Source organism: Arthrobacter sp. UYCu511, from assembly GCF_040547105.1.
In the GTDB taxonomy this organism is placed as follows: domain Bacteria; phylum Actinomycetota; class Actinomycetes; order Actinomycetales; family Micrococcaceae; genus Specibacter; species Specibacter psychrochitiniphilus.
In genome coordinates this window covers 17,320-35,281 of record NZ_JBEPPB010000017.1, presented here as the reverse complement: position 1 = coordinate 35,281, position 17,962 = coordinate 17,320, and the positions used below count along the sequence as shown (strand labels likewise).

At 61.0% G+C, this 17,962-nt stretch carries 18 protein-coding genes and 1 tRNA gene; 12 read left to right on the top strand and 7 right to left on the bottom strand.

Annotated elements, in window-relative coordinates; genetic code table 11:
* Positions 1 to 130 precede the first annotated feature (130 nt).
* From ABIB48_RS17420 to ABIB48_RS17405, 4 genes are all read left to right on the top strand, one after another.
* Complete coding sequence (locus tag ABIB48_RS17420; RefSeq protein WP_146213094.1) at positions 131 to 328, top strand: hypothetical protein; 198 nt, start codon at positions 131 to 133, stop codon at positions 326 to 328.
* A 187-nt stretch (positions 329 to 515) separates the two neighbouring features.
* Positions 516 to 908, top strand: coding sequence for a hypothetical protein (locus tag ABIB48_RS17415; RefSeq protein ID WP_354213754.1), 393 nt, complete (start codon positions 516 to 518; stop codon positions 906 to 908).
* The gene (locus ABIB48_RS17410) at positions 905 to 1,258 is read left to right on the top strand and encodes a GntR family transcriptional regulator (RefSeq protein ID WP_354213753.1); all 354 of its coding nucleotides are present in this window, start codon (positions 905 to 907) and stop codon (positions 1,256 to 1,258) included. Before ABIB48_RS17415 ends, ABIB48_RS17410 begins: the two co-directional genes overlap by 4 nt.
* Positions 1,259 to 1,316: 58 nt before the next feature.
* Entirely contained in the window at positions 1,317 to 2,345 is a 1,029-nt protein-coding gene (locus ABIB48_RS17405) for a hypothetical protein (RefSeq protein ID WP_354213752.1), read from the top strand.
* 310 nt (positions 2,346 to 2,655) lie between these two features.
* Here the strand turns inward: ABIB48_RS17405 and ABIB48_RS17400 are convergent, their stop codons facing one another.
* Positions 2,656 to 3,441 carry an isocitrate lyase/PEP mutase family protein gene (locus ABIB48_RS17400; RefSeq protein WP_315913438.1) on the bottom strand — a complete coding sequence of 262 codons (786 nt, stop codon included), beginning with the start codon at positions 3,439 to 3,441 and terminating at the stop codon, positions 2,656 to 2,658.
* A gap of 210 nt (positions 3,442 to 3,651) precedes the next feature.
* Here ABIB48_RS17400 and ABIB48_RS17395 point away from each other — a divergent pair, with 210 nt between their 5' ends.
* Positions 3,652 to 4,383, top strand: coding sequence for a hypothetical protein (locus ABIB48_RS17395; RefSeq protein ID WP_354213751.1), 732 nt, complete (start codon positions 3,652 to 3,654; stop codon positions 4,381 to 4,383).
* A gap of 55 nt (positions 4,384 to 4,438) precedes the next feature.
* Here ABIB48_RS17395 and ABIB48_RS17390 read toward each other — a convergent pair whose 3' ends face one another.
* From ABIB48_RS17390 to ABIB48_RS17375, 4 genes are all read right to left on the bottom strand, one after another.
* Complete coding sequence (locus ABIB48_RS17390) at positions 4,439 to 4,900, bottom strand: DUF3817 domain-containing protein (RefSeq protein WP_315913434.1); 462 nt, start codon at positions 4,898 to 4,900, stop codon at positions 4,439 to 4,441.
* Positions 4,901 to 4,961: 61 nt separating this feature from the next.
* On the bottom strand, positions 4,962 to 5,885 hold the full coding sequence (locus ABIB48_RS17385) for an oxygenase MpaB family protein (protein WP_315913432.1): 924 nt from the start codon (positions 5,883 to 5,885) through the stop codon (positions 4,962 to 4,964).
* A 140-nt stretch (positions 5,886 to 6,025) separates the two neighbouring features.
* Positions 6,026 to 7,393, bottom strand: coding sequence for a glutamate decarboxylase (gene gad / locus ABIB48_RS17380; protein WP_110107586.1), 1,368 nt, complete (start codon positions 7,391 to 7,393; stop codon positions 6,026 to 6,028).
* Between the two features lie 118 nt (positions 7,394 to 7,511).
* Positions 7,512 to 8,342, bottom strand: a complete 831-nt coding sequence (locus tag ABIB48_RS17375; RefSeq protein ID WP_354213750.1) for a putative protein N(5)-glutamine methyltransferase — start codon at positions 8,340 to 8,342, stop codon at positions 7,512 to 7,514.
* Positions 8,343 to 8,379: 37 nt separating this feature from the next.
* Here ABIB48_RS17375 and ABIB48_RS17370 point away from each other — a divergent pair, with 37 nt between their 5' ends.
* A complete protein-coding gene (locus ABIB48_RS17370) occupies positions 8,380 to 9,075 on the top strand; it encodes a DNA alkylation repair protein (RefSeq protein WP_315913426.1) in 696 nt (231 codons plus the stop codon).
* A 15-nt stretch (positions 9,076 to 9,090) separates the two neighbouring features.
* Here ABIB48_RS17370 and mptB (ABIB48_RS17365) read toward each other — a convergent pair whose 3' ends face one another.
* Positions 9,091 to 10,671 carry a polyprenol phosphomannose-dependent alpha 1,6 mannosyltransferase MptB gene (mptB, locus tag ABIB48_RS17365; protein WP_354213749.1) on the bottom strand — a complete coding sequence of 527 codons (1,581 nt, stop codon included), beginning with the start codon at positions 10,669 to 10,671 and terminating at the stop codon, positions 9,091 to 9,093.
* 219 nt (positions 10,672 to 10,890) lie between these two features.
* On the opposite strand from mptB (ABIB48_RS17365), the gene ABIB48_RS17360 reads away from it, so the two are divergent.
* Positions 10,891 to 12,384, top strand: a complete 1,494-nt coding sequence (locus ABIB48_RS17360; RefSeq protein ID WP_502914152.1) for a hypothetical protein — start codon at positions 10,891 to 10,893, stop codon at positions 12,382 to 12,384.
* A gap of 40 nt (positions 12,385 to 12,424) precedes the next feature.
* A complete protein-coding gene (locus ABIB48_RS17355; protein WP_354213768.1) occupies positions 12,425 to 13,678 on the top strand; it encodes a glycosyltransferase 87 family protein in 1,254 nt (417 codons plus the stop codon).
* A 22-nt stretch (positions 13,679 to 13,700) separates the two neighbouring features.
* Here the strand turns inward: ABIB48_RS17355 and mptB (ABIB48_RS17350) are convergent, their stop codons facing one another.
* Entirely contained in the window at positions 13,701 to 15,239 is a 1,539-nt protein-coding gene (mptB, locus tag ABIB48_RS17350) for a polyprenol phosphomannose-dependent alpha 1,6 mannosyltransferase MptB (RefSeq protein ID WP_502914151.1), read from the bottom strand.
* 87 nt (positions 15,240 to 15,326) lie between these two features.
* Between mptB (ABIB48_RS17350) and orn the strand changes: the two genes are divergently transcribed.
* The 4 genes from orn to ABIB48_RS17330 all read left to right on the top strand — a co-directional run bounded on the left by orn (position 15,327) and on the right by ABIB48_RS17330 (position 17,961).
* A complete protein-coding gene (gene orn / locus ABIB48_RS17345; RefSeq protein WP_354213747.1) occupies positions 15,327 to 15,929 on the top strand; it encodes an oligoribonuclease in 603 nt (200 codons plus the stop codon).
* Positions 15,930 to 16,120: 191 nt separating this feature from the next.
* Positions 16,121 to 16,196, top strand: a tRNA-His gene (locus ABIB48_RS17340).
* A 111-nt stretch (positions 16,197 to 16,307) separates the two neighbouring features.
* On the top strand, positions 16,308 to 16,880 hold the full coding sequence (gene def, locus ABIB48_RS17335; protein ID WP_110107595.1) for a peptide deformylase: 573 nt from the start codon (positions 16,308 to 16,310) through the stop codon (positions 16,878 to 16,880).
* Positions 16,881 to 17,094: 214 nt separating this feature from the next.
* A complete protein-coding gene (locus ABIB48_RS17330; protein WP_354213746.1) occupies positions 17,095 to 17,961 on the top strand; it encodes an acyltransferase domain-containing protein in 867 nt (288 codons plus the stop codon).
* Position 17,962 lies beyond the last annotated feature (1 nt).

The window sequence follows — 17,962 nt, the reverse complement described above, 5'->3', positions numbered from 1 at the left end:
GGAATATGTGGAAACTTATTCTCATCACAAGGTAGGGAACTGTGTGGAGCCGGATTCAGGGCATCACTGTGTTCCATACCCATGGCACACTATGTACCACTGCATTGACACATTATGGGCGTTCTTGACGATGATTTTTTTGCTTCACCTGACCGTCCCGGTGTTGCTTGCACTGCTCCTGGCCGCCGCCGCACCCCTGCTCCGACGGCGAGCGCGGGAAACTCTCCGGCCAAGCCTGCCCCCACGTGAGCGTAGCCTCACGGCCATTGGCATGGTTCTAGCTCTTGGCACCATGATCACCTACCAGAGCTGGACTATATCCCCCTAGTGGTTTCCAACCTTTGACAGCAATAGCTTCTTGGTGATTCAGCTGATCCGGTACGGCCTACCCCTAGCGCTGAGCATTGTGGCGCTAGTGTTCCTGATCCTGCCGGCGCCGTCACCGGGGCCAGGCGGAACCGCAGCTCTAGCTCCACGCTCGCTTGTGACCTTCGCATCCCAAGGATGGGTGGGCTTTGCCGCCGTCGCTCTTCTTAGTTTTGCTCCTCGCGTTGACGTTTGTGGGCCTCTCTGTCATATCCCGCCCGGCACTTGCCCTTGATGGTGGCGCAGATACCGCACTGAGAGCAGCACGTGTTCGCAACATTTTGGCTGCAACCACTGGTGGGCTCCTGCTCCACCTCAGCGCCATCCTGAAATCATTGGCCAGCACGTCTTCTCTGCGCTCCGGCTTCACTGCAGGAGCGGCCGGCTGGGTGGATCAGGGCACGTCCTTCGCCGCGCTGGGCCCCGCCCTCTCCTTGGCTGCCCTCCTGACGCTCATTCTCGGCCTGGCCCTGTGGTTTTCCGTTCTTTTACGGACCCTGCCGGCCCGTACGCGTCAGCTGATTCCGTCAGTGCCGGCATGATCATCACACTCACCGAGTCCGGAGCTCCGCTGGTCAAGCAGATCGGGGACCAGATTCGCGGACTCATCACTACAGGCCTCCTTGCAGCCGATCAGCCGCTCCCCTCGGTGCGCCAACTGGCCGGTGACCTTGGCGTGGCCCCCGGAACGGTAGCAAAAGCCTATAGGTCTCTCGAGGCTGAAGGCTTTCTACTCACCCGGATCGGCAGTGGCACCCGAGTCAGCGCCCAGGCTTGTGCCACACCCCGGGATGTCCTCAAGGCAGCCATTGAACTGGCCCAGGCCGGCAAGCACGCCGGCGTGAGCCTTGACGACGCCGTCCGGGTCTTGCACGCCGTCTGGAACGAATAACGTTCAGGCCCTCCCACCACGGACGGGCGGGGCTCCGTGCCGGGATAGGATTTCGTGCATGGAAACCTCTCACACAGCACGGCTGCACCTTGAACTTGACCTTGAATTCACCAATCCCGGCGCGGTACAGGCTCACGCCCTTGCCTGGGCTCGGGATAACGCCGGAGAGAATGCGCAGACCCTGGCCGGGATGGTGGAGCAGGTTGGCGAGGGTGCCGAATCGGCCCTCATGATGCTGGTGGAGCCCTCTGAGGTTGTGGCCGGTATTCCTGGTGTTCAGGCCCTTGGCGCAACCATGTGGGTGCAAGGAACCGAGGACGAGAGCGAAGAGGACGAGGACGCAGCGGGCACAGATAGCACATTGGCTGACGAGGACGACTTCACACTCAGCACGCCCCACGCGCACGGGAGCGGAGCCCTCCAGAGCGAAGACGGCGAAGAGGATGAAGACAGCGAAGATGAGTGGCTGGAGAAGATTTTCAGCGATGGAGCCAAGCTGCCCGGACTCGATCTGGTGCGCCTGGGCTATGACCCGGAAGAGAGCAACCCGGACAGGCGTGGCAGCCAGCTTCGCGAAGCCACCATGTTGCGCGGCGCCATCAATTGGGCCTATGTGAGCTTGATCGATGAGCTCTTTGAGGACCTCTCACTTCTGCGCGAGAGCACCGAAAGTGCAGCCGAGACCCAGCAAATCGCCAACCTCCCTCCCCTGCACGCTGCCAGCTATGGACCGCTTTTTGCCCAGCAGTTCCTGACCGTTGCCATTGAACTAGGCTCGGCCCTGGCAACAGAGTTTGCGGCACCGTCCTGCGTGGCACAGGAATTGGCGTTGAAACTAGTTCTCGATCAGGTAGAGGCACTTGAATCCATGCTGCCAAACATGGCACTGGCCCAGGATTGGCGCGGCATGGCGGAGGACACCCTCTATGAGGATCTGGACCACGAGCTACTGTATGATCCGGCCATGGACGGCATCAGTTCCAGCCCCCTAAACGAATCGCTTGGAATAGCAGATCTGAACCTGTCCGCGTGGTTCACCCCCTTCAACGGCCGCGCGGTGAACCCGTACGCTGCTGACGAAGACTAAACGGCACCATGTGGGTGTGAGTGAGGTAGTGGGCGAGCCTGCCGCAGGTCTGAATACCCGGAGAATACTGAACTGAAAGTGGTTCCTGTGGGACATATCAAGCTCGTTCAATCCGCGCAGATCTATGTTTCTCTTTGACTTCCCTACGGGGAGGGTCCGTCCTCGGTGTGGGGATCAGATAAATTCCCTGCACCGATTTTGGGAATCTGGCGCTTCTTTTCATAGCGGAAATCCGAGGCCGTTTCACCGGAACTGCCGTTGGCAGAGACCAGTACGGCACGCTTGTTGAAACGTGCTGTTCTAGTCCGCTTCAGCCTTCATCGCCTCGGTTGAATCTCTGGAGACGCTCCTGCATTTCCCCGTAGGGTGTGGCCGGCGGAACTGGTTTCCCCTCGCGCAGGGCGTTGAGAACGTTGACCGCCGCGTCCACGGCTGCCCGGTACGGCAGGGAGCCGGAGCTCACCCGCCGGACCCCCAGTTCGCCCAGCTCTGCAACGCTCAGCGAGGGATGTGCCAGCACGTTCACAGGCAGTTCAATCCCGGCAGTGATGCTCCGGATATCTTCCGGGACCACAAGCCCGGGGACAAAAATGCCATCAGCCCCGGCCTCTGCGTAACTGCGGGCACGGCGTAGAACAGCATCCACGGTTGCTTCCTCGCCAAACCAGAAGTTGTCCACCCGGGCATTGATAAATACGGCCGGGCTGCTTTCCTTAATGGCAGAAATCTTAGAGGCTGCTAAGGCTGGATCTACCAGGCGCCCGTCCCGGCTGTCCTCAATATTGATGCCAGCAACTCCCTCCGCCACCAGCAGAGCCACAAACTGTGCAACCTCGGGGGGATCGTCGCAGTAGCCGTCTTCAATGTCCGCCGTGATGTGCACTGGCAGGCGGCACAGCTGCGAGGCGAGTGCTGCGGTTGCCGCCTTGCTGGCCCGACCGCCGTCGGGCATGCCAGCGCTTGCCGCGATACCAAAACTGGTGGTTCCCACGGCGAGGAAACCTGCCGCCGCAAAGGCCAGTGCAGAGCCAACGTCCCACGCGTTGGGCAGCAGCAGTGGCACCCCCGTGTGGTGCAGCTCTAGAAAAGTGGCCACCGTTGACTCCCATCCCGCGCCCAACAAATTGGACAGTGTTCCTCCAGTCTACAAAGGCACACTGAAGCGGGCACAGGGGAATCCGCTTAATAGTTGGGCAACCGGAATCTGATGAACGTCCTGCCTCCTTTTTCCGAGCGAGGCGTTGCGGGTGCCACTACGCTGTTGCGGCTCCCGCTAGGCTGGGGCAGACACTGCGAGAGGACTCTCATGGCAACGCCCACCCCGGATGCAACACCTGGATTTTGGCTCCGCGACGCGCTGGATCCAGAGGGCCACACCGTTGCCGGATTCGTCCCTGCCGGGTACCCGTTTTATGCCCGGATTCTGAACCCTGTGGGGGTTGAAGGCTTCGGCTCAGAGCCACGGCGGCTGGCGTGGAGCGAGGCGGCAGCGAGCGTGGGTGCGCCCGTCTACCCGTGGATGCAGTGGCACGAGACTGTTCTTGCTGCCGACGGCGCCCTCCCCCGGGAGTGGACATCTCCCGCCATGGGCGATCTGGACCAGGTGAGAGCCCGTGCCCTCGCTGAAGTGTTGGAACAACATACCAGGACACCGGAGGAGTGCTTCTTTGCCCAGTGGGACGGCTATGCGCCGGTTACGGGCAACAACGGCGTGGTGACATTTCCCCCGCATCGGGAGATGAAAATCCTAGCCGGCCCGCTCAGCGACGGCGCACAGCCCACGCGCAACTCCGGCAACACGGGCAACTCCGGCACTCCCGTCAACTCCGGCATGGAACACCCCAGCGGCGCACACGGGGGCCGGCGCCCACTGTATTGGTGGCCGCAGGACAGAGCCTGGTGCATGGGGCAGGACATTTACGCCCGCAGCGTTTTACTGGGCGTCAGTGGGCCGTGCCTGAAGGATCTCTTCGCCCACCCGGATTTGGATATCTTCTCAGTCCGGCTCAGCGACGCTGTGTACCCTGAGGACGATTGAACCCTGAGGACAGGCGAACAACCGGCGGGACGGCTAAACAAGCGCCCGGATCAGCTTAGGCGCGGCCGCCGGGAGGACCAACGAACATCATGGTGGACATGATGCCGCCAACAAACACCACAAACACCACGCTCAACAGCACCGGGCGGTTGAGCATCCAGCGCAGCACCACCTGAACCCAATGCCCGTCGTGCGGGTGCGCCGTGGCTTGCGTGCGCCATTCGCCGTCGAGCCTGTTCTTCTTCTCCAGCCACCTATCAAAGGGGATAGTCAGGTACGGGACCACGGCCGTGGCTGCCGCGCCAAGGATCAGCCGCACAGGCCAGCGTTGGTTCAGACCCACCAAAACCGCCGTAGTCACATAGGCGATGAACACCAGCCCGTGCGCAAAACCGCCCACCGTGACGGGCCAATCGCCCACTTTGAACACGTATTTCATGATCATTGCGGCAATCAGCAGCGTCCAGGTGATGGCCTCGGCAATGGCAAGGGTGCGGTAAAAAGTGCGTGGAGACATGGGCTGAATACAGTCCTAGGAATCGTGGGTGACAGAGTGTCGGCAAAATGCCATGACCAGACTAGCGGTGATTTCTGGGAGGATCCTGCACACCCAGCCGCTTCCTGCGGGCCCGCGCCGAGGCTTCGCTGGGCGCGGTTGAACCCAAACTCCACCCCACGACGGCGAGCACGGCTTTGGTGGGAACCGTCACCGGTAGCGGGAGCGGGCCAAGTGCCGGCGCACGCAGTTTGAGCATCTCCTGGTAGGCCGGCGGCAAGGAGGCCACCGCGGCGGCGAAAAGAACTTTGTACCCCGCCTGCTGCGAGCGCGGCAGCGGTGGGTTCTTGATGAAGGCAACAATTTCTTCAACACGCTCGTCATAGCGCAGCTCGGGGCTGAACGCGGCCAGCTGCGCCTGCAGTTCGGCCACGGTGGTGGGCGGGCTCGCCACCCTCATGAGGGTTCCTGCCACAGCCCAGTCAGCTACATAAGCATCTGCGCCTGCCGCAATGGGGGCCCCATACGCTTCATGGGTTGCCAAAAATGCCTGGGTGAAGGCCAAATGTACCCAGCGCAACAGATCGGGGTCGTTCGCCGTATAGGGACGCACCTCTCCGTTGTTGGCGGTGTAGCTGCCGGTGATGTACTCATGGATGCGCAGCACCTTGTTGGAGGCCGTCCGGGCAGCCTGCGTGTCACCATAACTGATGGTAAAGATCCATTGGATGGTCCCTGCCAGTCTGCCCAAGGGATCGCTGCGGTAGCTGGAGTGATCGTGGACGCCAGCCAGCGCACCCGGGTGCAGGGCCTGAATCAGTAGGGACTGGATGCCGGCAACCAGGGTTGTCATTGACCCGTGCACTGCCCATGCGGCCGAGTCCGGCCCAAAGTAGCCGCCGTCTTCACCCTTTTCCAGGTCCAGTTCCCACTGGGGGATGGTGGCCGAGTTGTTACTGAAAGTGCCGCGCAACTCCCTGCGCCAGCGTTGCACAATATTCTCCATAACCCTTAGTCTGGTCCTTTTCTGTGCGGACCGCACCTGAGGCTCCCCAACAGCGTCCGGGTCGCCTAGCGCCCACCACACTTACCTGGGGACTGACTCCCAGACATTAAGAGGGCCCACAACAGCTATACCGGTCCAGCTCAGTGGTGGAAAGCCACCTTGTCCGGCACCTTACCGTTGAGCCTTTCCACTGACTTCCCAAGGTCCGCCAAGAACATCCCTGCCAGATCAAAAGTGAAGCCATTACGCACCACCACACGCAGCACGTCTATCTCAGCCATGCCCTCGGGCATGGGGTAGGCGGGCACAATCCAGCCAAAGCTGCGCAGCTCGTGTGAGAGGTCATAGACGCTCCAGCCATTCGGGGCGCTCACACTAAAGGCAAGCACCGGCAACTCCTCTCCCCGGCTGAGCAAAGTGAACAGGCCAAGATCGGCGACGCCCTTGGCGATGGCTCCGGCAATGTCCCGCGAGCGTTGCTGGATGCTGCGGTACCCCTCAAACCCGTATCTGACCAGGGTGTAGTACTGGGCAATCACCTGGGCCGCCGGGCGGGAGAAGTTCAGGGCGAAGGTGGGCATGGAGCCGCCCAGATAGTCCACGCTGAAGATCAAGTCCTCCGGCAGGTCCTCCGCGCTGCGCCACAGCACCCAGCCCACGCCCGGATACACGAGCCCGTATTTGTGGCCTGAAGAGTTGATGGACTTCACCCGATCGAGGCGGAAGTCCCATAACAAGTCTTGGTCAAGGAAGGGGGCAATGAACCCGCCAGAGGCTGCATCCACATGCAGTGGCACATCCAGACCGGTGCTGGCCGCGAGCGCATCAAGCGCTGCCGCGATCTGCGCCACGGGTTCATAGGAACCATCAAATGTTGAGCCCAGCACGGCCACCACCCCAATGGTGTTCTCATCACACGCCGCAGCGGCCTGCGCCGGGGTGAGGTGAGTTGCCCCGTCGAGCGGGATAAGCCGTGCCTCAACATCCCAGTAGCGTGCAAACTTTTCCCAACACACCTGCACATTGGCGCCCATGACCAGATTGGGTTTGGTGGCATCCAGCCCGGCAGCCGCCCGGCGTGCACGCCAGCGCCACTTCAACGCCATCCCGGCCAGCATTGCAGCCTCGGAAGAACCCGTGGTGGAACAACCCACGGCGTCGGCTCCCCCAGTGGGCTCAGGGGCGTGCCACAGGTTCGCCAGAATATTCACGCAGCGCCGCTCAATCTCGGCCGATTGCGGGTATTCATCCTTGTCGATGATGTTCTTCTCCAGCGACTCCTGGATCAGCTCCACAGCCTGTGGCTCCATCCACGTGGTGACAAAGGTGGCCAGGTTCTGCCGCGCATTGCCGTCGAGCATGAGCTCATCGCGCACAAATTCCAGGGCCGCATGGGCATCGGAGGTACGCTGCGGCAGTTTGTGACGGGGAATAGAGCCAAGACCCCCATCGAAGGCTGCGTCCTGGATTGTTGCATCGCGATTACTGTGGTGCCTGTGCAAACTCATGCTGCTCCCTGCTAAACCGCGGATGGTACGGATACACCGAGGCTAGCCAGTTCCGCAGCCAAAATGAAGAGGCTCGCCACGTGGCGGCTCAGCGTCCGGAGCATCAACATCCGGAGCATCAAGGCAGAGTACCGATCACCACGGTGCCGGCAAGTTCGGCACTGCTAAAAATGCTGGTGCTGAATCCGTGTGCCGCCAGAATCGCTGCGCTGACGGGCGCCTGCCTGAGACTGCTTTCAAGGAACAGGGATCCTCCTGGCCGCAACCAGTCCGGGGCTGTTGCAGCAATGCGCCGGTGCAGTTCCAACCCGTCGCGGCCTCCGTTCAGGGCTGCGTCCGGCTCATGGATCCGGGCTTCCGGCGGCATGAACGCAATGGCAGCCGATGGAACGTAAGGGGCGTTGGCCACAATGAGATCGAATCTTGTGCGCAACAGGGCCGGAATGGGGGCAAATAAGTCCCCCCAATAAACGTGAGAACCAAATGGTGCCAGGTTTTTGGTGGCACACACCACGGCGGCCCGGTCTACATCCGCCGCGTGCACCTCACAAGCCATGACGCGAGCGGCACCGGCGTCGAACACCAGAGCCGTGGCGATTGCGGTTCCCACTGCGCCGCTTCCGCAGCACAGGTCAAGGATGCGTGGCAGAGTCCCTCCCCCGCTGTGCGAACCGAGTACCGCCAAGGCTCGTTCCACCAAATACTCGCTGCGCCGCCGAGGGACGAATACCCCCGGGTCCACCGCAATGTGCAGCCCGCAAAACAGGGCCCAGCCCACAATGTGTTCCAAGGGATAGCCCTCCACCCTGCGGGCAAGCATGTGAGCAAGTTCCTGGGCCGTGGCAGCACTCACATCCAAGATCGCGGCTTCTTCTTCAGCGTAGACACATCCGGCGGCGCACAGCGCAGCAACAATCTCCGCCCTCTTCAGCCGTGTGCTTTGCCCCATACCAACCACATGATAGTCCTGCCACTACGCTATGGGCATGAGAAATTCAGCAATGCCACCCAATGAGGGCTTTCTTGCTGCCCTGCGCCCGGCGCTGGATCTAGCCGCCATCCCGGAGAAGGCTGAGGGCATGGCCGCTTACATGAAATCATCGATGCCCTTCAAGGGGGTGCCCTCCCCCATGGTTCGCCAGAGCGTGCGGGAACTGGCCAAAACACATCCCTTCAACAGTCTCGCCGAGCTGGCAGGCACCTGCATGACGCTTTGGAATGACGCCGCACATCGGGAAGAACGCTACGCCGCCATCATGCTCACCGACTCCCGGCTGGGCCGCGGTGAACAAGCCTTGCTGCCGTTCTACACGCTGGTCATTGAAACGGGGCAATGGTGGGATTTCGTGGACGCCGTGGCCCCGCGCATCTTCGAGCTTTTGCAAAAGGACCGCACACTCATGGAACCGCTCCTGCGCCAGTGGAGCCAGCACAATAACTTGTGGTTCCGCCGGGCCGCCATCATTTCCCAACTTCCGGCAAAGAACGCCACGGACACGCAATTGCTCAGCGACGTCATCGCTGTCAATACTGCGGATAAGGATTTTTTCATCCGCAAAGCCATAGGCTGGGCGCTGCGCCAGTACGCACGGAGCGACCCGGACTGGGTGCGCGGCTACGTGGCGGCGCATGAAAACCTTAGCCCGCTCTCCCGCCGTGAGGCCCTCAAACACCTTGGCTAAGGGTGGGAACACTGGCTAATTCTGGGGAGCTTCCCCGGCCCTGACGAGTCCGCGCCTGGGCACAAAGAGCCCCCGCGTCTTCTTGTCCCAGAACATGATGTAGAGCACGCCCGCCAAGCCCACCACAATGGCCACGGCACGGATCAGCACCACCGGAATCCACGGGAAGACGCTGAGCTGGTCCGTCAGGGCGATCATGGTGAAGAACGCCGTGAGGTACAGCGCCGTGCGCAACTGCCACCCTTCGGCAATCCCCGTCACGGCGAAGAACGCCAACAACCAGAGCATGTACCAGGGCTGAATCATGGGAGCCATGAGAACCACGGCGGCGAAGGCCCACGCCATGCGTCGCAGAACTGCTTGGCTGTAACGCTGCGATTCCTCCAGGACGGGGGTGCCGGCGTCGAACTTTTCAGTAAAAGGTGCCGCTGCGGCCTTGACCGGCAGGAATGCCAACGCCATGACGAGCAGAATCGAGGCGATCTGTCCCATGTTTTGAATGACATCGGTGACAGCAGGGCCGGCACTGCCAAAGAATCCCACCACAAATCCCACCACGTTGGAGAACAACCCCACGGGGGCATACCAAATCCAGACCGTGCCGGGCGTCTGCAGTGCCGCGAGCCAGCCGAAACCAAGCCCGTTGATGGCACCCATGAAGGCCATGATGGCGGTGGAGATGCCAAGGGTGGCCGCCCACAGACCAAACTTGCGCACCCAGCCGGCTTGCGAGCCGGCCCACAACAAGCCCACAAACGGCAGGGCAATCAAGGTGATGGGTTTAATCGCAATCGAGGCCGTGACCAGCAAGATGCCCAGTACCGGACGTTTCGCCGAGGCGTAATAAATACCCGCCACCACCAGCCCCAGCATGAGCGCATCATTGTGGACGCTGGCAATGAAATTGATCAGAACAACAGGGTTCAGCACCACCAGCCACAGGGCCCGCTGTGGGTTGAATCCGTGGCGGGCGGCAAGCTTGGGCACGTAGATGGCCAAGAGAATAACCCCGGCCAGGCAGGCGAGCCGGAACGGGATGAGAGCAATTTCGGGGCTGTGTGAAGGCAGCAGCACGGCAATTTGCTCCAGCCATAACCACAGCGGGCCATAGGGTGTGGGCGCTTCGGTCCAGAGCGTGTCCGGGCCCAGCAAGTAGTAGTTATTGAGTGAGGAGATGCCGTCCGTGTAAGGGTTCAACCCCTCCAGCATGAGCCGGCCCTGCCCAATGTAGGCGTAGGAATCTCGGCTGAACAAGGGCAGCGCCAGCATCATGGGCGCAACCCACAGGATCAAAGCCTTGATGAGGATAGGGCGGCTGCTGGCATCCCAACCGGCCAAATGTTGACGCAGCCGCAACCAGGCCCGCAACATCAATACCGCACCAACACACAGCAGCACGGTTGCGGTGATAACAGCCACAGGCGTGGTTCTGGCCAGAATGAACAACGGATTCCGGATCAACACCGAACTGCTGGCCAGCCACCCCACCCCGAAGGAGCCCAGTAGCAGCATCACGGATCCTGCGAAACCTTGCCAGAGAGCCGAATCGGCTGTTCCCGTGCGGAACGGAAGCTTCCTCAAGGATTTGCTTGACACCTTGTTTGACACCTCCGGCCGGGCGCTGTGCGTGCTGGTCAACAACTAACTCCTGATCGTTTCCGCCGGTGGTGGCGGCTGCGGCTGGCATGATCTCGCTCTGACCAGCCCGGGCAATTTGGTGGCGCTGCGCTAACATATAAGCAGCTGCGGACCCCGTTCTTGGCATTCTACCCACTTCATCTGGGCAGTCGGCAGGAGCAACGCCATCGAATTGGTGTGATCTTGCTGCAGCTGCTCTGGCCCGGGCCCGGCCCGGACCACCCCACTCTCGAGAAGGACCGGACCATCTCCACGGATAAATTCTTTGCCGCTCTCAGCCGAACCCGGGATGCGTTGCTGCCCGCGAAGACCCAGAACTGGCTAAAAACCCCTCGCGGTATGTGGCTGGTCTTCGCTGGCGTGCACCTTGTTTTCCTTGTCTTGGCGGGCGTGCTCTCGCTCCGTGGGGAGGCTTTTAGCGACACGTTCATTTACCGCATCTGGGCTTCAGTGGACTTCGACGGCGACCGCGTGCTGGGCCCCAGCCCCTGGGTGTATCCGATTCTGGCGCTGGTTCCCATGTCTGTGGCCTACATTTTTGGCCCGGCACCGTTCTTGTTCCTGTGGGTTTTGATGATTGCCGGGTTGAACACCTTGGCCGTGGGCAAACTCACCAGCTGGGGCCGCAACACCAAGGCTATTCCGGCGGCACTGTGGTGGATCACCTTCACCACTTTGCTGGCCTGGCTGGGCTTTGCCCGCGTTGACGGGCTCACCGCACCCGTGGTTTTGATCGCACTGTCTCTGGGCGTGGCCAGCCCGTTCCTGACCTCGTTCATCCTGAGCGTGGCCACCTGGACCAAGGTGTGGCCGGCTGCCGTGGTGCTGGCGCTCTTCACCGTGGTGAAAAAGCGGGTGCAGGTGGTTCTGGCCGGTGTGCTGGTGACGGCGTTCGTGGTGGCTCTGGCGTTGAGCATGAACGCCTTGCCGCTGCTGCTGAACTTCCTCCTAGAACAGGGCGATCGCGGCATGCAGCTTGAGGCCACCTTCACCACCCCGTGGCTGTGGATGAGCGTGCTGGGCATTGGCGGGGCACGCATGTACATGAACCGGGATATCAACTCCATGCAGGTGGACGGTCCGGGCTCGGAGTTCATGAGCTTTTTGATGCAACCCCTACTCATCGCCGCCGCACTGTTGGTAGCGGCGCTCATTTTCTGGGCGCTTCACACGGGCAAGCGCAATGGCGGTGCCGACAGGACGGCGCTGCTGCTCTTTGGCTCACTCGCCCTGGTCACCGCCTTCGTGGTCTTCAACAAGGTGGGCTCCCCCCAGTTCATGGTCTGGCTTGCCCCGGCAGTTGCCGTCGGTTTGGCCCATCAGTGGAAGGCGTGGCGAGTCCCCGCCACCATGCTCATTGGCGTGGCCGTCCTGACGTTCCTGGTCTACCCCCTCTTCTACGACGCCCTCTCCCACAACAACCCCCTCATGGCAGGTGTCCTAACGGCCCGCAATGCCCTCTTGGTGATCCTGTTTGTGTGGAGCGTACGTCAGTTGGTCATCATGGGCCGCAACCCCCAGGCTATTCCCAGGCACGACGCCGTCACCTCCCCCGCCGCCACCGAAGCTACCGCACTGGCTGGCCCGGACACCGCCGCGGCCGTGGATAGTGGCGCTGCTCCGGATAGCGCCGCACACACGGGCCCGGCCGCTGTGACCGAGGAGTCCTAAGATTTCAGCTCCCTTGTTTGACACAGTTCTGGAACGGGCGGTGGCAGTGCGCGGCCGCCTCCTGTCTCCTTCGGCTATTGCCTGGTTCCGGACCCCTGCCAGCGTGTGGTGGGGATTCGCCGCAGTCCACGGCTTTTTCCTGGCGTGGATGATGAGCTTCATCATCCACGGCGAGACTTTCAGTGACACCGAGCAATACCGGCAATGGGCGCAACTGGGCTACAACCCAGCAGTTCTAGGCGATGCGATCAGCCCGTGGGTCTACCCCTTGCTGGCACAGCTGCCCATTTTCGCTGCCAATATGTTTGGACCATCCCTGTATTTGCTGGGCTGGACATTGATCATCACGGCCTTGAATGCTGTGGGCATGGCGTTCCTGGTGCGCGGCACACGGTCCCAGACGGGTATTGCCCCGGCATGGTTCTGGCTTTTTTTCACCATTTTCATGGGTTTCCTCAGCTTTGCCCGGGTGGAAGGGATCACCACCTCATTCGTATTGGTGGCTCTGCTCTACGCTTCCGAACGCCCTGTGGTGGCGGGACTGCTGCTCTCTTTGGCTACGTGGATCAAGGTCTGGCCGGCCGCTGTTATTGCTCCCCTGCTCATTGCCAGCGCGCGGCGTTTCCACGTGTTTCTCACGGGCGTGGTGGTCAGCGCTGGCGTTGCCGCGTTTGCGGTATTGACGGGGGCTGGCTCGCACCTGCTTGATTTTGCCATCAACCAGGGTGACCGTGGCATGCAACTTGAGGCCACCTTCTCCACCCCGTGGGTCTGGCTCAGCGTGTTCAACATAGGTGGTTCCAAGATTGCAGACAACGTGGCCATTAACTCCACCGAAGTTTATGGTCCCGGCGCCGAGGTGGCAGCCTTCTTGATGCAGCCGCTGCTCATTGTTGCCGCATTGGCGGGGGCACTGCTGATGGTGTGGGCCCTGCGCCGCGGCGCAGAGCGTCAGGAACTCCTGCTAGAAGGCTCATTGCTGATGGCCACCGCGTTCATCGTGTTCAACAAGGTGGGCTCCCCGCAATTCATCATCTGGCTGCTGCCAGTGGTGGTGGCCGGGTTGGTTCATGACTGGAACCGTTGGAAGGTACCGGCAACTTTGCTCATGGGGATCGCCTTCATGACCTTCATCATCTATCCGCTGTTCTACACGCCACTGATTCACGCGAACCCGATCATGGCGGCCGTGCTGACCGCCCGGAACGTGCTCCTTGTGACACTGCTGGTGTGGGCTGTGCGCCGAACAGTTGAACTGGGCCGCTCTGCCATCCCCGCTAGCTCTGCGAAGTAGGCACCGCCTCGGTGCGGAGCCGCTACCTCAACGTAACAGGCGCAAAGTCACTCTCGCGGCTGTTCAATAGCTTGCGGGTGTGCACATCCAACACCAGCAAATACACCACCCCGGCCAACGCCACGGCCGTTGACAGCACCCGGGTTTGAACCGGTAGTTGCACAAAGTTCCAGACAAAGAGCTGGTCTTGGGCGCCGAACACCACAAAGAAGGCAACCGCTACGTAGCAGGCCTTAATCTGCCAGTTGTTGCGCATTCCCGTCACGGCCAAAAAGGGCAAGAACCACAGGATGTACCAGGGCTGGATGATGGGGGCCAGAAGCACCACGGCGGCAAACGCCAACCCCATCCGGCGCACCACCTTGCTGCGGTCACCGAAGAGTACCAACCAGGCCGCTATCAGTATGCTGACTGCCGTCAACACGGTCCTGAATCCCTCGCTGACCGCCAGACCGTCCAGGCCCACGGCGTTGGCCGCCAACTCCACCATCTGGCCACCGAACCCAGAAGGCGAATAGCCGGTGTAGCCCGGGGTGGTATCGGTAAGCGCCCACGTCCAGCCAAGGCCCAGCTGGTGCGCAATGCCCATGAGCCACAACAACAGCAGGCTCAAGGATCCCGTGCCAGCCCAGAACAGGAACCGCCGGCCCCAGCCAGCTGACGTGCCGGCCCACAAAAGCCCAATAAAGGGCAGCAGCACTATGGTGATGGGTTTGACGGCGATGGATGCGGTGACCAGTACAACACCCAGCAACCCCCGCCGGGTCGCAGCAAAATACGTACCCGCCACGGCCAGTCCCAGCATGAGCGCATCATTGTGGGCGCTAGCAATGAAGGAGATGAGGAACAGCGGATTTGCCACGGAAATCCAGAGCGCCCGGGCGCCGTCAACGCCGTGCAGGGCTGCCAGCTTGGGTACATAGATCACGCAAAGCACCACACCAACGCACGCAAGGCCCCGGAAAAACAGCACCGAAATATCGGGTTGACCTCCCGTCACGGCAACAACACCGCGGCTCAGCCAGAGGAATAGCGGCCCATACGGGGTACGGTTTTCAGCCCAGGACGGGTCCGTGCCAAGCATGAACCAGTTGCTCAACGCCGAGATTCCCGTGGTGTAAGGGTTCAACCCTTCAGCCATGAGCCGGCCTTGACCAGCGTAGGCGTAAACATCGCGGGAAAAGATGGGTACAGCAACAAAAAGCGGCGCACCCCAGGCAGCCACCGCCGCCACAACGGTGCCCAAGGAGCCGGCCTCCCAGTTGCGGAGATGCTGGCCCAGTCTCAGCCAGGAGCGCAGCAGGAGCATTGCGCCAAGGGTCAGCAGGGTAGTTGAAATGAGCACACCTGCGCCCTCGGTGCGCAGTACAATAACCATCGGATTGCGGACCATGGGCGAGCCATTGGCTATCCAGCCCACGCCAAAGGAGCCAAAAAGGATCATGGTTGAGCCAATAAAGCCCTGCACCACAGCAATCCAAGGGCGCCGGTCGGCCGTTCCATGCTGAGGCACAGCGGGCTCCAACGCTGTCATTGAAAGTCTCCGGCCGTCGTCGTCCATTTAGGTTCCCAGGACCGCACCACGGTCCCGAAGACCCAATTTTAGCTCAGGCGGCGGTGAGCGCAGGGTTCACGGTACATTGGAGCGGTGGCTATTACTAATGAACGCATTGTGTGGATTGACTGTGAAATGACCGGCTTGGATGCCGTCAATGACGCCTTGATTGAGGTGGCGGCGCTGGTAACCGACTCCGAATTGAACATTCTGGGTGAGGGCGTTGATGTGGTGATCAAGCCCAGCGACGAGGCCTTAGCGCAGATGAGTGATTTTGTGCGCAACATGCACACCACGTCCAAACTGTTGGATGAGCTGGCCGGTGGCACCACCATCGAGGACGCCCAGGAGCAGGTGCTGGCCTACATTCGCAAGCATGTGCCCGTGGCTAACAAGGCCCCCCTGGCTGGGAACTCGATTGGCACCGACAAGGTGTTCCTCTCCCGTGACATGCCCGAGCTCGTGGAGCACCTGCACTACCGGGTCATTGATGTCTCCACCATCAAGGAGCTTTCCCGGCGCTGGTTCCCGCGCGCCTACTTCCAGTCGCCGGCCAAGACCGGGGGCCACCGCGCACTGGGGGACATCATTGACAGCATCAATGAGCTTAAGTACTACCGGGAGGCCGTTTTTGTGCCCGCTCCGGGGCCCGACACAGCCACCGCCAAGAAGATTTCGGCCAAATATTCCGGATAAATCCCGGATAAATACGGGATAACTTCCGCGACTTGACGCACTTGAACCGCCGCAATAATGCGACTTGAATCACAAATAGGGCAAAAGAGACCACTTTGGTCTTGACCCCCTTTTATTTCGGGTAGACTATTTGTCGTTGCCAAAAGCGCGCAGGACATCGCAAGATGCCATGCTACGCAGCGGCGGACATGGTGGGATTAGCTCAGTTGGCAGAGCGCCTGGTTGTGGTCCAGGAGGTCGCGGGTTCAACCCCCGTATCTCACCCCATGTGTGGTTCATTACGAATCACTAAACACCCCGGTCAATTGATCGGGGTGTTTTTCATTGCCTGAATGCGCTAAAACTTGGCATTGTTTCGAGCCTGAAAAGGAATCAGTCATGACCATCCGTCCCGTGACCATCTTGGGTGAGCCAGTACTTCACCGCCGCGCCGATGAGGTTCTTGCCTTTGATCAGGACCTCAAGGACCTAGTGGCTGATATGTACCAGACCATGGATGCCGCCCACGGCGTTGGCTTGGCAGCACCTCAGATTGGGGTGGGTCTGCGTATTTTCACCTACCAGCTGGAGAACGACGACGACGTCCCCGCCCGGGGCGTGCTCATCAACCCCACGCTGACTGTGGGGAAAATTTCCGGCAATCCTCCCAGCGTGGATGACGAGGTGGAAGGGTGCCTGTCAGTTCCTGGCATCGACTTCCCGCTCAAACGGGCCGAATGGGTGCGGGTGCGTGGCTTCGACGTGGACGGCAACGCCCTGGACTTTGAGGCAACCGGCTGGTTTGCCCGCTGCATGCAGCACGAGTTCGATCACCTTGATGGAAAACTTTACGTGGACCGGCTCAACGCCCGCTACTCCAAGAAATCCAAGCGTGCGGCCAAGAACAATGGCTGGGGCGTGCCCGGGCTGACCTGGATGCCCGGCGTGGACCCGGACCCTTTCGGTCACTGACCGCTGCGGCGCCTGGTATTCCATCTGCCTCCGCACAGACTTTCCGTATGCGCCCCGTCAGGGGCTAACGTGGCGCCACTGACGCACTGGTGCCACGCTGAACTCCACGGGCGTTGCACAAGTTGTGTCACTTTCGCCATACGCACCGCCAGCACCGTGGCAAGGCGCATAACCGCCGGATCACCAGCAGCCACTGATTCGCTAAACTGGTTCCATGACCTCTCGCACCGCCTTGAACCCTGAACAGACCCTGGACGTCCTGGGCATTGCTCCCGAAGACCGTGCGGAATCTATTGCGCTACTCGAAGGGCCGGCAACTCCCGCCGTTGAAAAAGTCTTGGCCCACCTGAGGTCCCGGCTGGGCAGTTCCGATGATTCCGTCCCGGAACTTAGCACCGCCGAAGCCCCCGTGACCGAGTTCGACTGGCTCAGCGCCATGCTGCGCTTCTCCCCCGAACTCCTTCAGTGGCACAGGGCCAAGAACATCCCCGAGGCAGTCTCCAATGCCACCTTGGCAGACTTTGGCCGCAATATGCTCATCAACCGCCGCGTCCACAACCGCTTCGGTATGGATACTTACAAGTGGCTCAATCACGTTTTCTCCGGCCGCATTTACCAGCTGGGCCGGTTGCAATACCTGATCCACCAACCTGTGGCCAGCATCCCAGGCGTGGAAGCCGAGGAATGGATTCTGGGCATCCATATCCCCGAAGGCGGCGGTCTGGGTACCGCGGCCGTCCAGGAAAGCCTGGCCTTGGCAGCAGCATTCTTTGCCGAGTATTTTCCGGAGAAGCCCGTACGCACCGGCAATTGTGAATCATGGCTTCTGGACCCGTACCTGAGCACACATCTGGACCCGGCGTCCAACATTGCTGCCTTCGCGGGACTCTTCACCCCCTATGGTGAGCCGCGCAACGAACCCACGGACGCCGTGTACTTCACCTTCCGCACCCGCAGCATGGACAATCTGGGGGCACTGCCCCGCACCACGGCGTTGCAACAGACCGTCTTGAACCGGATCGATGCCGGAGGTACTTGGCAGCTGGGTTTTGGATATCTATCTCTTCCCTGCCGCGAGTGAT

Bases quoted from the DNA above. Each gene is read 5' to 3' on its own strand.
- ABIB48_RS17420 (WP_146213094.1), top strand. From the start codon at position 131: ATGATTTTTTTGCTTCACCTGACCGTCCCGGTGTTGCTTGCACTGCTC.
- ABIB48_RS17410 (WP_354213753.1), top strand. From the start codon at position 905: ATGATCATCACACTCACCGAGTCCGGAGCTCCGCTGGTCAAGCAGATC.
- ABIB48_RS17405 (WP_354213752.1), top strand. From the start codon at position 1,317: ATGGAAACCTCTCACACAGCACGGCTGCACCTTGAACTTGACCTTGAA.
- ABIB48_RS17395 (WP_354213751.1), top strand. From the start codon at position 3,652: ATGGCAACGCCCACCCCGGATGCAACACCTGGATTTTGGCTCCGCGAC.
- ABIB48_RS17390 (WP_315913434.1), bottom strand. From the start codon at position 4,900: ATGTCTCCACGCACTTTTTACCGCACCCTTGCCATTGCCGAGGCCATC.
- ABIB48_RS17385 (WP_315913432.1), bottom strand. From the start codon at position 5,885: ATGGAGAATATTGTGCAACGCTGGCGCAGGGAGTTGCGCGGCACTTTC.
- gad (WP_110107586.1), bottom strand. From the start codon at position 7,393: ATGAGTTTGCACAGGCACCACAGTAATCGCGATGCAACAATCCAGGAC.
- ABIB48_RS17375 (WP_354213750.1), bottom strand. From the start codon at position 8,342: ATGGGGCAAAGCACACGGCTGAAGAGGGCGGAGATTGTTGCTGCGCTG.
- ABIB48_RS17370 (WP_315913426.1), top strand. From the start codon at position 8,380: ATGAGAAATTCAGCAATGCCACCCAATGAGGGCTTTCTTGCTGCCCTG.
- mptB (WP_502914151.1), bottom strand. From the start codon at position 15,239: ATGGACGACGACGGCCGGAGACTTTCAATGACAGCGTTGGAGCCCGCT.
- def (WP_110107595.1), top strand. From the start codon at position 16,308: ATGACCATCCGTCCCGTGACCATCTTGGGTGAGCCAGTACTTCACCGC.
- ABIB48_RS17330 (WP_354213746.1), top strand. From the start codon at position 17,095: ATGACCTCTCGCACCGCCTTGAACCCTGAACAGACCCTGGACGTCCTG.